General features: G+C 65.5%; 12 protein-coding genes. 3 read left to right on the forward strand and 9 right to left on the reverse strand.

What is annotated here, in order from left to right:
- Positions 1–6: 6 nt before the first annotated feature.
- Both I6F21_RS33795 and glpD read right to left on the reverse strand, forming a co-directional pair.
- Positions 7–1,146, reverse strand: coding sequence for an ABC transporter ATP-binding protein (locus tag I6F21_RS33795; protein ID WP_074448120.1), 1,140 nt, complete (start codon positions 1,144–1,146; stop codon positions 7–9).
- Positions 1,143–2,693 carry a glycerol-3-phosphate dehydrogenase gene (gene glpD / locus I6F21_RS33800; protein ID WP_128262995.1) on the reverse strand — a complete coding sequence of 517 codons (1,551 nt, stop codon included), beginning with the start codon at positions 2,691–2,693 and terminating at the stop codon, positions 1,143–1,145. Before glpD ends, I6F21_RS33795 begins: the two co-directional genes overlap by 4 nt.
- 228 nt (positions 2,694–2,921) lie before the next feature.
- On the opposite strand from glpD, the gene I6F21_RS33805 reads away from it, so the two are divergent.
- Complete coding sequence (locus I6F21_RS33805; RefSeq protein ID WP_225127867.1) at positions 2,922–3,206, forward strand: type II toxin-antitoxin system Phd/YefM family antitoxin; 285 nt, start codon at positions 2,922–2,924, stop codon at positions 3,204–3,206.
- Entirely contained in the window at positions 3,203–3,628 is a 426-nt protein-coding gene (locus I6F21_RS33810) for a type II toxin-antitoxin system VapC family toxin (RefSeq protein ID WP_225127868.1), read from the forward strand. Before I6F21_RS33805 ends, I6F21_RS33810 begins: the two co-directional genes overlap by 4 nt.
- A gap of 3 nt (positions 3,629–3,631) precedes the next feature.
- Here the strand turns inward: I6F21_RS33810 and I6F21_RS33815 are convergent, their stop codons facing one another.
- Together I6F21_RS33815 and I6F21_RS33820 are read right to left on the reverse strand one after the other, a co-directional pair.
- The gene (locus I6F21_RS33815; protein ID WP_036013860.1) at positions 3,632–4,477 is read right to left on the reverse strand and encodes a DeoR/GlpR family DNA-binding transcription regulator; all 846 of its coding nucleotides are present in this window, start codon (positions 4,475–4,477) and stop codon (positions 3,632–3,634) included.
- A gap of 106 nt (positions 4,478–4,583) precedes the next feature.
- Positions 4,584–5,270 (reverse strand): HAD-IA family hydrolase, encoded by a 687-nt coding sequence (locus tag I6F21_RS33820; RefSeq protein ID WP_109145018.1) that lies wholly within the window; start codon positions 5,268–5,270, stop codon positions 4,584–4,586.
- Positions 5,271–5,422: 152 nt separating this feature from the next.
- Between I6F21_RS33820 and I6F21_RS33825 the strand changes: the two genes are divergently transcribed.
- Positions 5,423–5,875 (forward strand): nuclear transport factor 2 family protein, encoded by a 453-nt coding sequence (locus I6F21_RS33825; RefSeq protein WP_036013866.1) that lies wholly within the window; start codon positions 5,423–5,425, stop codon positions 5,873–5,875.
- Positions 5,876–6,124: 249 nt separating this feature from the next.
- Here I6F21_RS33825 and I6F21_RS33830 read toward each other — a convergent pair whose 3' ends face one another.
- From I6F21_RS33830 to I6F21_RS33850, 5 genes are all read right to left on the reverse strand, one after another.
- Entirely contained in the window at positions 6,125–6,316 is a 192-nt protein-coding gene (locus tag I6F21_RS33830; protein ID WP_128924065.1) for a hypothetical protein, read from the reverse strand.
- Between the two features lie 232 nt (positions 6,317–6,548).
- Positions 6,549–6,956 carry an acyl-CoA thioesterase gene (locus I6F21_RS33835; RefSeq protein ID WP_036013863.1) on the reverse strand — a complete coding sequence of 136 codons (408 nt, stop codon included), beginning with the start codon at positions 6,954–6,956 and terminating at the stop codon, positions 6,549–6,551.
- A 7-nt stretch (positions 6,957–6,963) separates the two neighbouring features.
- Complete coding sequence (locus I6F21_RS33840) at positions 6,964–9,060, reverse strand: 3-hydroxyacyl-CoA dehydrogenase NAD-binding domain-containing protein (RefSeq protein ID WP_225143361.1); 2,097 nt, start codon at positions 9,058–9,060, stop codon at positions 6,964–6,966.
- A gap of 2 nt (positions 9,061–9,062) precedes the next feature.
- Positions 9,063–10,346, reverse strand: a complete 1,284-nt coding sequence (locus tag I6F21_RS33845) for an acetyl-CoA C-acetyltransferase (RefSeq protein WP_225143363.1) — start codon at positions 10,344–10,346, stop codon at positions 9,063–9,065.
- A complete protein-coding gene (locus I6F21_RS33850; RefSeq protein WP_225143364.1) occupies positions 10,346–12,613 on the reverse strand; it encodes an acyl-CoA dehydrogenase in 2,268 nt (755 codons plus the stop codon). Before I6F21_RS33850 ends, I6F21_RS33845 begins: the two co-directional genes overlap by 1 nt.
- Positions 12,614–12,755: the final 142 nt, after the last annotated feature.

Below are 12,755 nucleotides of genomic sequence, written 5' to 3' on the forward strand. Positions count from 1 at the left end.
TCTCCCTCAAGCTTTTTTCTTTGACGCGTTTTCTTCACGCGAGCCGCTAGGCACTTCGCTTGAAAACGCTATGGAGCCCGGTGCCGCGACCAGACGGTCGGCAGCATCGAAGACGAAGACATCATTGGGATCGAGCACGGCATCGAGCATCTGGCCCGGCTCGAACTCGTGCACGCCGTGCAGCACCGCCACCCAGTTCGATCCGTCGCGGGTCAGATGCACGAAGCTCTCCGAACCCGTGATCTCGGTCACCGTGACAGTGGCGTGGAAGGCGTGACGGTCGGCCTCGCCATTGGCAAGCCCGAGCTGATGGGCACGAAAGCCGACGCGATAGAAGCCGTCGGGCAGACCGGCATAAAGCCCGGACGCGGGCGCTGCACTCCCGCCCGCATATTGGACCATGCCGTTCCCCTTCTCGAGGCCCACGAGATTCAGCGGCGGATCCGAAAACACCTGCGCAACGCGCAAGGTCTGCGGCCGGCGATAGACATTGGTGGTCTCACCCATCTGCAGCGCCTGGCCCTCCCACATGCACACCGTGTTGCCGCCGAGCAGCAGCGCCTCGGTCGGCTCGGTTGTGGCATAGACGAAGATCGCGCCGGAGGCCTCGAAGATGCGCGGCAGCTCCGCCCGCAGCTCCTCGCGCAGCTTGTAGTCGAGATTGGCGAGCGGCTCGTCGAGCAGCACGAGGTCGGCGCCCTTGACCAGCGCGCGTGCGATCGCGGTGCGCTGCTGCTGGCCGCCGGAGAGCTGGAGCGGCGTGCGCTTCAGGAACGGCTCGAGCCGCAGCAGCTTTGCGGCCTCGGCGACGCGCGCCTCGATCTCGTCGCGCGGCTTGCCCTGCACGCGCAGGGGCGAGGCGATGTTCTCGTAGACCGTGAGCGAGGGGTAGTTGATGAACTGCTGGTACACCATCGCGACCGAGCGCTGGCGCACGTCGGCGCCGGTGACGTCCTTGCCGTTGACGAACACCTTGCCCGTGGTCGGCTTGTCGAGGCCGGCGAGCAACCGCATGATCGAGGTCTTGCCTGACAGCGTCGGCCCGAGCAGCACGTTGAGCGTACCGCTCTCGAGCGTCAGCGAGACGTCACGGATGTGCGGCACGCCTTCCACGGTCCGGGTCACGTGATCGAGTGTCACGGTCATGAGCGTCCTCCCGTTTCCAGCAGGGGACTTTGCGCCACGGCATGGCTCCTGATCCAGTCGTCGAGGGTCGCGATCTCGTCGGCAGATAGTCGCAGGCCGAGCTTGGAACGGCGCCAGACCACGTCGTCGGCGGTGACGGCCCATTCGTTGGCCATGAGATAGCGGACCTCGCGCTCGGTCAGCGTGGCGCCAAAGGCCTGGCCGAGATCCGCAGCCGATTTTGCATCGCCGAGCAGCTTGATGGCACGGGTGCCATAGGCGCGCGCCAGGCGCCGCGCATGCTCATGGCTGAGGAAGGGATAGCCGCGCTGCAGCTCGGCGATCAGGCCGTCGATGTCGGATACGTTCATGTCACCGCCCGGCAGCGGCCATTTGCCGGTCCAGCCCTCGCGCGCTTTCGCACTGCGCAAGTAAGGCGCAAGGCGCTCCAGGGCCTCTTCGGCGAGCCTGCGATAGGTCGTGATCTTGCCGCCATAGATCGACAGCAGCGGCACGCCGCCGGGCGTGTCGAGCTCGAACACGTAGTCGCGCGTCGCGGCCTTGGCCTCGCTGGCGCCGTCGTCATAGAGCGGACGCACGCCGGAATAGGTCCAGACCACGTCGGCGGGCGCGACGGGCTTGGCCAGATATTCGCTGGCCGCCTTGCAGAGATACTCGATCTCTTCAGTCGTCGCCTTCACCTTGGCAGGATCGCCGTCATAGTCGCGGTCGGTGGTGCCGATCAGGGTGAAGTCATCCTGGTACGGGATCACGAAGATGATGCGGCCATCGGCATTCTGGAACATGTAGGCGCGGTCGTGGTCGTAGAGCTTCTTCACGACGATGTGCGAGCCCTGCACCAGGCGCACCTTGGCTTTCGCATTCACGCCGGCGCCGCGGCCGAGCACGTCCTCGACCCAGGGTCCGCCAGCATTGATCAGCGCCTTGGCCTGGATCTGCGAGCGCGCGCCGGTCAGCGTATCGACCATGCTGACGGTCCAGACGCCGTCCGACTGGCGAATCTCGGTGGCGCGGGTTCGGGTGCGGATCTCGGCGCCCTTGTCGGCGGCATCGCGCGCATTGAGCACGACGAGGCGGGCGTCGTCGACGAAACAGTCCGAATATTCGAAGGCGCGGCTGTAGCGGTTCGGGATCAGCGGCTTGCCGACCTCATCGCGCTTGAGATCGACCGAGCGGGTCGCCGGCAACAGGTGACGGCCGCCGATGTGATCATAGAGGAAGAGGCCGAGGCGCAGCAGCCAGGCCGGGCGCAGGCCGGCGTGATGCGGCAGAACGAATCGCAGGGGCCGGATGATGTGGGGCGCTATGCCCCAGAGGATCTCGCGCTCGATCAGGGCCTCGCGGACCAGCCGAAACTCGTAATATTCGAGATAGCGCAGGCCGCCATGCACGAGCTTGGTCGACCACGACGATGTCCCGCTCGCCAGATCGTTCATTTCGCACAGGAAAACGGTATTGCCGCGGCCCACCGCGTCGCGCGCGATGCCGCAGCCGTTAACACCGCCTCCGATGATGGCGAGATCGAAAATACGCTCCAACAGACGCATCCCCCGGCGACCGCCCGTTCCATCGAGCGGCTACTTTCGCTTTTGATTAGATCATACCGAAAAACGAAAGCAAGATGAAAGAGAGGCGAAAGGAAGCGAAAGCGGAAGTTTCTTGGTGAGCAAGAGGAGTTCATGTTGGGCAGCGCCACGGCGATTTGGGAGGCACCAGCACCTTGATTGGTCAGCGTCGAGCGATTATAGTCATACTAGTCAAAATGGTTTATCCCTATGGTCAATCGTAACGTTGAACCCGACCCGCTTCCAACGAATGACAGCTGGACGTTGGCCAATGCCAAGGCGCGACTGTCCGAGGTGATCGATCGCGCCCAGGCTGGCCCGCAGGTCATCACCCGTCACGGCAAGCCGAATGCCGTCATCGTTTCCGTCGAGGAATGGGCGCGCAAGACAGCGCGCAAGGGCACCCTGGCCGAATTCCTGCTGGCCTCGCCATTACGCGGCGTTGACCTTGAACTCGACCGGCTGCACGACACGCCACGCGACGAAGTGCCATGAACCTTTTGCTGGATACCAACGTGCTTTCGGAAGTTCAGCGGCCCGCGCCTTCGCCAAAAGTTGTGGCATGGCTGGATAGGATCGATGAGGACCGTGCGTTCATCAGCGTCGCCTCGATCGCCGAGCTTCGCCGTGGCATCGCATTGCTTGAGGATGGTCGCCGACGCACCGCGCTGGCCGTCTGGCTTGCCCACGATTTGCCTGCGCGGTTTGCCGAGCGCGTCCTGCCGATCGACCAAACAGTGGCCGAGCGTTCGGGTGACCTCATGGCGCAGAGCCGCAAGAGCGGCGTCGCATTGTCCGTCATGGACGGCTTCTTTGCGGCGACTGCGCTGGTCAACGATCTCACACTCGTCACACGCAACGTGAAGGATTTTGCGGCCTTCGGCGTTCCGCTGCTCAACCCCTGGGACGACGCTTAGCCTCTATCTCAGCCGCACCACTGGTGCGGCTTCCGGTGCGGCATCCTGCACCTCGGCCGACGCATCGTCGACCTCCGCGCCCTTCGGCATCGCCTCGACCACCTCGATGCCCTTGCTGTGGCAGATGGTGGCGAGGCGCTCGGGCAGCTCCTGGTCGGTGACGAAGGTCTGGATCTGGGTGATGTGGGCGATGCGCACCGGCGCGCTGCGGCGAAGTTTTGTGGAATCGGCGACCAGCATGACGCTGCGGGCATTGGCGATGATGGCCTGCGCCACCTGCACCTCGCGGTAGTCGAAGTCGAGCAGCGCGCCCTCCTCGTCGATCGCCGAGGCGCCGATGATGGCATAGTCGACCTTGAACTGTCCGATCAGCTGCGTCGCGGTCGAGCCGACCACGGCGCCATCGGCGCGCCGCACCGTGCCGCCGGCGACCACCACCTCGATGCGCGGATGGCGGTAGAGCAGCATGGCGACATTGAGGTTGTTGGTGATGACGAGCAGATCCTCATGCGAGGTCAGCGCGCTCGCCACCTCCTCCGTCGTGGTGCCGATGTTGATGAAGAGCGAGCAGCCGTTCGGGATCAGCGAGGCGGCGGCAGCGCCAATCGCCTTCTTCTCGTCGGCGGCGACGAAGCGGCGCGCCTCATAGGCGAGGTTTTCCACGCCCGAGGCGATGATGGCGCCGCCATGGATGCGGGTCAGCGAACGCCGCTCACAGAGATCGTTGAGATCCTTGCGGATGGTCTGCGCCGACACCTCGAAGCGGCGCGCCAGCTCCTCGACCATGACGCGGCCGGAGGCGCGCGCGATGTTGAGGATTTCGGCTTGGCGATGGGTCAATCCGGTCACGGCAAAGGCCTCAAATCAGAATGATGCATGGTGCGGCGGTTCGCGCCTGCGGTCAATGCGGACGCCGATCACGGTTGACGGATGAAGGTCCTCACCCCGCCATTTCTCACCATGCCATGGCACTTGCAAGACGTGCGAGCAGCGTCGGGTCGTCGAACGCGCTGGCGGAGGCGACCGCGCCTGCTCCAACCAGGTCAGCATGGCTGAGGCTGGTGCGGATGCCGACAGTCGGAATGCCGGCGGCCGTTGCGGACTGCACGCCGGTGCGGGAGTCCTCGAATGCGATCGAGGCTCGCGGGCTCGCGCCGACGAAACGCAGCCCCTCCTGATAGGGCAGCGGATGCGGCTTGCCGTGCGGCAGCTCGGCGCCGATCACCAGCGCCTTGAAACGATGCGTGATGCCGAGTCCTGAGAGCAGCAGCTCGGCGTTGAGACGCGGCGCGTTGGTCACCGCAACCATGGGAATGCCGGCGCCATCGGCGCGGTCGAGCAGCGCCATCAGGCCCGGCAGCGGCGCGATCTGCCCGGCCACCAGCGTGCGGAAGACCTCCTCCTTCTCTTCGAGGATGAGGGCGCGCCGCTCCGGCGCCTCGTGGGGCAGAAAGCGATCGCCGATGGCGACATTGGCGAAGCCCTGCAGCTCGAGGGAGAAACGTGCGTGATCGAAGACGTGTCCATGCGGGCCGAGCACCTGGTTGAAAGCCTTCAAGTGCAACGGATCGGTGTCGGCGAGCGTGCCGTCGATGTCGAACAACAGCGCCCGGCCCATTCCATCGTGTTTGGTCTCGATCATTTCCGTACTTTCCCAAATGCGCGGCGCATCGATGCGGAAGGCGTATCAATACGGCCTCGATCGCGCAATGACGCATCCACATGAGGCAGGTGACACTCGACAAAGTCGCGTGCGACTGCAACACTGATTGCAAGATCAAAAAGGAGGAAACGATGACGATCAACCGACGGGATCTGGCTCTCTCGACGCTCGCCGTGTCCGCGCTTGCGTTCGCCACGCCGGCGCTCGCCGCTTCGGCAGACGAGGACGCCGTGGCGAAGAGGGTCGAGGCCTTCCGCCTCGCCCAGATCGCGGCCGATCCCAAGGCGCTCGGCGCGCTCTGCGCGGAGGAACTGAGCTACAGCCATTCCAGCGGCAAGGTCGAAGACAAGGCGGCGTTCATCGCCAACGCCACCGACGGCAAATCGAAGTTTCTGTCCATCGAATACAAGGATCCCACCATCAAGGTCGTCGGCCCCGCAGCGATCGTGCGTTTCCACTGGCTGGGCGAGCAGGAGATGGCGGCCGATGGGAAAAAAGTATCGACCAACCTTCACATCCTGATGAACTGGCAGAAGCAAGGCGACGAGTGGAAGCTGTTGTCGCGGGCGGCGACGAAGTTGTGATCACGTCTTTCCCCTCTCCCCTTGCGGGAGAGGGTGGCTTCGCAAAGCGAAGCCGGGTGAGGGGTATCTATCCGCGGATCTAACTCTCTATTGAATTCGCGGAGCCAACCCCTTATCCGGCGCTTCGCGCCACCTTCTCCCGCATCCGCCTTCGCCAAGGCTTCGGCGGACATGAGGGGAGAAGGAAGAAGGCAGCAACATCAAGGGCGGCAAAAAATTCCGACCACGCCTCGCGGGCCGGAATGACAGTTACGCCGCCTCCTTCACCTCGCCATTCACCAGCCTGCGCGCGGCGCGCTCGGCTTCGCGGGCGTTGCGGAATAGCTGGCCTTCGAGACGGTTGAAGCGGTGCGATGAGGCGAAGAAGCAGTAGCCTCCAGAAGAACGAACGACGATACCTGCGGTCTGCGAATCGACTTCGATGATGTAGCTGTCCGGCATAGTCCGTGGCTTCCTCAGTGCGGGCAAACAACGGCGCTCCTGCCCAAAGGTTCCCAAGGGCATTGCGGCGTTTCCACCCCGAATCGACACGCAATTGAGTACGCCGGGACCTCATCCGTTTTATGACTGGTTCTTGACTGGTTCTTGGCGAAGCCGCGACGATGTGACTTGCTCGTGCCGCGTTCTGCGGCGCTGCAAGGCCTCGCAATATGGGACAGTGCGTCGCGCGCGATTACGTCGCGATCGGCGGATCGTTTCGCTGGATCGCCTGGGGACGGCCGTGGTCGTCGATCGAGACGTAGGTGAAATGACCGTCGGTGACGAGGAACGGATGCAACTCCTTGCGCCGCAATGCCCAGGCCTCGAGATGCACGGTCAGCGAGGTGCGCCCGACGCGCACGAGATTGGCGTAGACCGAGACGAGATCGCCGACATAGACCGCTTTGCGAAAATTCATCGCCTCGATCGCGACCGTCACGGTGCGCGACCGCGCGACCTTCGAGGCGAACACGCCGCCGCCGACGTCCATCTGGCTGAGCAGCCAGCCGCCGAAGATGTCGCCATTGGCATTGGTGTCGGCCGGCATCGCCAGCGTGCGGATGCAGAGATCCCCGCTCGGTCCGGCCGCTTGTTCGCTCATATGGCTCTCACTTGAAATTGTCCCAGCCCCGATCGGGCGCGAAGCGCGCGCCGAATCGTTCCGCCAGCGCGCGCAGAGTGGATACGATGTTCTCCACGCCGCGCGTGCGCGCATAATTCAGCGGGCCACCGCGGAAGGGTGCATAACCGGTGCCGAAGATCATGGCGCCGTCGACGGCATCGGCATCGTCGACAATGCCCTCGCGAAGCGCCGCGACGCAGACATTGGACATCGGCAACACCAGGCGGTCGATCATCTGGTCGGTGACCCGCGGTCCGGTCTCCGGCAACGCTACTTTCTCCGCCTTGCCGTCCTTCCAGGTGTAAAAGCCCTTGCCGGTCTTGCGGCCGAGCTCGCTCTTGGCGACCTTCTCGCGCAGCCAGGCCGGCGTCGGCGGCAGGAGATCGCCGAACTTGGTGCGCAGCATGTCGCCGACGTCGAGGCAGATGTCGAGCCCGACCTGATCGGCCAGCTCGATCGGACCCATCGGCATGCCGAACTGCACGGCCGCTTCATCGATCAGGCGCTGGTCGATCTTCTCGTCCAGCATCACCATCGCTTCCAGCATGTAAGGCGTCAGCGCGCGGTTGACGAGGAAACCCGGCGAGCTCTTTACAGGAAGCGGCAGACGGTCGATCGCGCCGACGAAGGCGAGCGCCTCTTTCAGCACGTGTGCATCGTTGCCGTCATGGCTGACAACCTCGACCAATTGCAGCCGCGACACCGGGTTGAAGAAATGCAGGCCGACCAGCCGCTCCGGCCGCGCCAGCGTGGTGCGCAGATCCTGCAGCGGAATGCTGGACGTGTTCGTCGCAAGGATGGCTCCGGGCTTCATCCGCGGCTCGAGTCCGGCATAGACCTTCTGTTTCAGCTCCAGCTTTTCCGGCACCGCCTCGATAATGAGGTCGGCGTTGCGGACGCCCTCGCCGTCCATGTCGGGGATCAGGCGATCGAGCGCGTCGCGCACGTCGGTGGGCTTGCGGATGATCTTGCCGTAGAGGTCGGCCGCGCGCTTGACCGCGCCTGCGATCGGCTCCGGCTTCATGTCGGCGAGCGACACGCGAACGCCCTGCCCCGCACACCAGGCCGCGATGTCGCCGCCCATCGCGCCGGCGCCGATGACGTGGATATGCTTCACCGTGCTGCCGGCGCCTGCCGCCTTCTTCATCTGCTCGCGCAGGAAGAAGACCCGGATCAGATTCTGCGCGGTCGGCGTCACCATCAGCTTGGCAAACGAGGCCTGTTCGGCCTTCAGCATCGCGGCCTTGCTGCCGCCATGTGCTTCCCAGAGATCGATCAGCGCATAGGGCGCTGGATAATGCTCGCGCGATGCGGCCTTCGCGGCCTCCGCTCGCATGCGCTTGGCCAGCAGGCCGCGCACCGGCCCGAGATTGGCGGCACGCATCAGCAGACCAGGCTTGGCCCGCTTCAGACGGCCGAACAGCGCATCCTTCACCGCGCCCTGGACATGCCGCTCCTGCGTCACGGTGTCGACGAGGCCGAGCGATCTGGCTCGGCGCGCATCGATGGTGCGCCCGGTCAGCATCAGCGCCATCGACTGCGTCGGATTGACGAGCGCAGTGAAACGCGCGGTGCCGCCAAGGCCGGGATGCAGGCCGAGCATCACCTCCGGGAAGCCGAAACGCGCCCCATCGATGGCGATGCGCGCCTGGCAGGCCAGCGCCACCTCGAGCCCGCCGCCGAGACAGAAACCGTGGATGACCGCGACCGTCGGCAGCCTCAAGGCTTCCAGATGGTCGACCACCGCATGCGCGGCGCGGATGCGCGTCTCCACCATGCCGGGATCGTTGGCACCGCGGAATTCATTGACGTCGGCGCCGGCAATGAAGCCGGACGGCTTTGCCGAGCGGATGACGAGACCGGCGGGGCGCTCGGTCTCGATCGCCGCGAGCACGGCGTCGAACTCCTCCATCACGTCGGAGGACAGGGTGTTGGCGCTGGCATCAGCGCGGTCGAGCAGCAGCCAGGCGACGCCGTCTTCATCTCGCGTCAGCTTGAAGTGCTTGTAGGGACCATCCGGCGCAGGGCGCGGCCCGAGCTCCAGCACGCGGTCGGCGAGCACGGTCATGATCTTGGAATCCATGGTCATACCGCCTCGATCAGCATGGCGCCGCCGAGCCCGCCGCCGATGCATTCGGTGGCAATTCCGCGCCGCGTGCCGAGCCGCTTCATCGCGTTGACGAGATGCAGCACGATGCGATTGCCGGAGGTGCCGACGGGATGGCCGAGCGAGATCGCGCCGCCGTCGACGTTCAGCCGCTCGCGGTCGATCTCGCCGGCCGCGCCGTCGAGCCGCAATATTTCGCGGCAGAACTTGTCGTCATTCCAGGCGGCGAGACAGCCGAGCACCTGCGTTGCGAAGGCCTCGTTCAGCTCCCAGGTCTCGACGTCCTTGAGGGTGAGGTCGTTGCGCTTCAGCAGCGGCGTCACCGACATCACCGGACCGAGCCCCATGATGCTGGGGTCGAGCGCGGCCCAATGGCTGTCGACGATCGCAGCTTTCGGCGTCAGCTTGTGCTTTGCAACGGCAGCGTCAGAGGCGAGGATCACCCAGGAGGCACCGTCGGTGATCTGGGAGGAATTGCCGGCGGTAACCTGGCCCCACGGGCGCTCGAACACCGGCCGAAGCTTGGCGAGCGTCTCCGCCGTGGAGTCCGGACGCACGCCATCGTCGTGGTCGAAGAACTTGCCGTCGCGGGAAAACGCGGTTTCGACCTCGCCCTTCAGATAACCCGCGCTTTGCGCATGCGCGAGCCGGCGATGGCTGTCGGCCGCGTAGGCATCCGACTGCGCGCGCGTGATGCCGAAGAGATGGCCGACGACCTCGGCTGTCTGGCCCATGTTCAGCTCGGTGACGGGATCGGTCAGGCCGCGCTCGAGGCCGATGATCGGCTTGAGATCGCGCGGCCTCAGCTTGAACGCCGAGGCGAGCTTCGCGGCCATGCCCTTTGCGGTGGCAAGGCCGGCGAACCAGCGCACGCCGGAATTCGGCCAGACCAGCGGCGCGTGGCTGAGCGCCTCGGTGCCGCCGGCCAAAACCATGCCGGCATGGCCTTCGCGGATATAGCGGTAGGCGGTGTCGATCGACTGCATGCCCGAGCCGCAATTGATCTGCACGGTGAAGGCGACCATGTCCTCGCCCATGCCGAGCCGGAGCGCGGCGACGCGGGCCGGGTTCATCTCGTCCGCGATCACGTTGACGCAGCCGAGGATGACCTGGTCGAAGCTATCGGGCGAGAACGGCTGGCGCGCCAGCAGCGGTCGGCCGCATTGCACGGCGAGATCGACCGGCGTGAACGGCCCTGGCCCCGAACGCGCCTTCAGGAACGGCGTCCGGCTGCCGTCGACGATGAATACCGGTCGTGCCATCAGCTCGCCGCCCTCTGCTCACCGAGTTCCTGGAAGAACTGATGCACATTGACGGTTTTCTTGTAAATCGGCGACAGCGCCTCCGGCGCAAAATCGTCGACCTCTATCACTTTTGTGACGGCTTCGCGGGCAGCGGCGAGTTGCTCGCCCTCGGCTTGCGTGATTACGCCCTTGGTCACCGCCTCCTTCCAATCGCGGATATGCGCAGCACGCATGCGCCTGGCGATCGCATCCGTCGCCGCGACCAGCTTGAACGCGCGCTCCAGCCGGGCAAAGCCGCCGTCGTCGTCGACATGGGCCAGATCCGGCGTGAGGCGCGCGCGTGCCGCCGACGGCTCCAGCACGATGGCAGCGCATTGGTGCACGATGCGGTCGGACGGGCCGAGCACGCGGGCGCCGAACGGCTGCACCACGAGCCTGAGGAAGCCGGCGACGAAGCGGTTCGGCAGATTGGCCAGGATTTCGGCGAGCCGGTTCTCGATGGTTTTGAACCCGGTCGCCATGCACCATTCCAGCGCGGCAAAATCCTCCTTCTGCCGCCCCTCGTCCTGCCAGCGCTTCAGCGCGGCCGAGAGCAGATAGAGCTCGGACAGGATGTCGCCGAAGCGGGCCGACAGCATTTCCTTGCGCTTGAGCGCGCCGCCGAGCGTCAGCAGCGCCATGTCGGCGCAGAGCGCAAAAGCCGCCGAGTAGCGCGAGAGCTGGCGATAGAAGGGCGTGGCATCGCCCGCATCGGGCACTGGGGCGAATGCGCCAAAGGTCCAGCTGCGACCCATGGCGCGGAAGAGTGTCCTGAAGCTGTGGCCGACATGCTTCCAGAACGCCTTGTCGAACGCGCCGAGGCCGCGCTCGCGATCGGTATCTGCGAGCGCGTTCATCTCGTCGAGCAGGTAAGGATGGGCGCGGATGGCTCCTTGTCCGAACACGATGAGATTGCGGGTCAGGATGTTGGCGCCTTCGACGGTGATGCCGACCGGCACGGCGCGGTGGAGATTGCCGAGATAGTTTTGCGGACCGTCGATCACGGCCTTGCCGCCATGGATGTCCATGGCGTCGTCGACCGCGGTGCGCATCCGCTCAGTCGCGTGCAGCTTCATGATGCCGGAGATGACGGCGGGATGGATGCCGGCGTTCAGTGCCGCGCAGGTGAGCCGGCGCGCGGCGTCGAGCTGGTAGGCGGTCGCGACGATGCGGGCGAGCGGCTCCTCGACGCCTTCGAACTTGGAGATCGAGATGCCGAACTGCTCGCGGATGCGCGCATAGGCGCCGGTGGTGCGCGCGGCATAGGCGGCCCCGGCCGCCGACAGCGACGGCAGCGAGATGCCGCGGCCGGCGGCGAGCGCCGTCATCAGCATCTTCCAGCCCTGCCCCAGCCGCTCCTTGCCGCCGATGACGTAGTCGAGCGGGATGAAGACGTCCCGGCCCCAATTCGGGCCGTTCTGAAAGACCTGCATGGAGGGCAGATGACGCTGCCCGATCTCGACGCCGGGCAGGTTCGTCGGGATCAGCGCCACGGTGATGCCGAGCTCTTCCCGGCTGCCCACGAGATGATCGGGATCATAGGCCTTGAAGGCGAGACCGAGCAACGTCGCGACGGGACCGAGCGTAATGTAGCGCTTGTGCCAGTTGAGGCGGAGGCCGACCACCTCGCGACCCTCGAATTCGCCCCTGCAGATGATGCCGGTGTCGACCATCGAGGCGGCGTCGGAGCCGGCTTCCGGGCTGGTGAGGCCGAAGCAGGGAATCTCGCGGCCGTCGGCGAGGCGCGGCAGCCAGCGCTGCTGCTGCTCTGTGGTGCCGAAGCGCATCAGGAGCTCGCCCGGGCCGAGCGAGTTCGGCACCATCACGGTGACCGCGGCCGCGATCGAGCGGGTCGAGATCTTGCGCACCACTTCCGAATGCGCGTAGGGCGAGAAGCCGAGGCCGCCGTACTCCTTCGGAATGATCATGCCGAAGAATTTCTCGCGCTTGACGAAGTGCCAGACGTCCGGCGGCAGGTCGCGCGACTCCCAAAAGATCTTCCACTCATCGAGCATGGCGCAGAGCTCGTCGACGGGGCCATTGAGGAAGGCCCGCTCCTCGTCCGTCAGCGTCGCCTGCGGGACCTTCAGCAGCTTCGACCAGTCGGGGTTGCCGGTGAAGAGATCGGCATCCCACCAGACGTCCCCCGCCTCCAGCGCCTCGCGCTCGGTGTCGGACATCGCCGGCAGCACGCCGCGCGCCCATGAGAAGATCGGCTTTGTGATGGTGTCGCGGCGGAAGCTCATGGCTGACCTCATGCATCGGCGCGGTTTTCGGGCATTTTAGCGGAAAGTGGCTGGCGGAGGCGAGCATCTCGCCTGCAACATTGACGCGGCCGGGCGGCCGCCCGAGCCATAACGGCGGGGGCGGGGGTGCAGTTCCGGGAGG

Origin of the sequence: Bradyrhizobium sp. NBAIM03, from assembly GCF_020194055.1 — a bacterium.
In the GTDB taxonomy this organism is placed as follows: domain Bacteria; phylum Pseudomonadota; class Alphaproteobacteria; order Rhizobiales; family Xanthobacteraceae; genus Bradyrhizobium; species Bradyrhizobium yuanmingense.

Coding starts and splice junctions, on each gene's coding strand:
- I6F21_RS33795 (WP_074448120.1), bottom strand. CDS start 1,146: ATGACCGTGACACTCGATCACGTGACCCGGACCGTGGAAGGCGTGCCG.
- glpD (WP_128262995.1), bottom strand. CDS start 2,693: ATGCGTCTGTTGGAGCGTATTTTCGATCTCGCCATCATCGGAGGCGGT.
- I6F21_RS33805 (WP_225127867.1), top strand. CDS start 2,922: ATGGTCAATCGTAACGTTGAACCCGACCCGCTTCCAACGAATGACAGC.
- I6F21_RS33810 (WP_225127868.1), top strand. CDS start 3,203: ATGAACCTTTTGCTGGATACCAACGTGCTTTCGGAAGTTCAGCGGCCC.
- I6F21_RS33820 (WP_109145018.1), bottom strand. CDS start 5,270: ATGATCGAGACCAAACACGATGGAATGGGCCGGGCGCTGTTGTTCGAC.
- I6F21_RS33825 (WP_036013866.1), top strand. CDS start 5,423: ATGACGATCAACCGACGGGATCTGGCTCTCTCGACGCTCGCCGTGTCC.
- I6F21_RS33830 (WP_128924065.1), bottom strand. CDS start 6,316: ATGCCGGACAGCTACATCATCGAAGTCGATTCGCAGACCGCAGGTATC.
- I6F21_RS33835 (WP_036013863.1), bottom strand. CDS start 6,956: ATGAGCGAACAAGCGGCCGGACCGAGCGGGGATCTCTGCATCCGCACG.
- I6F21_RS33840 (WP_225143361.1), bottom strand. CDS start 9,060: ATGGATTCCAAGATCATGACCGTGCTCGCCGACCGCGTGCTGGAGCTC.
- I6F21_RS33845 (WP_225143363.1), bottom strand. CDS start 10,346: ATGGCACGACCGGTATTCATCGTCGACGGCAGCCGGACGCCGTTCCTG.
- I6F21_RS33850 (WP_225143364.1), bottom strand. CDS start 12,613: ATGAGCTTCCGCCGCGACACCATCACAAAGCCGATCTTCTCATGGGCG.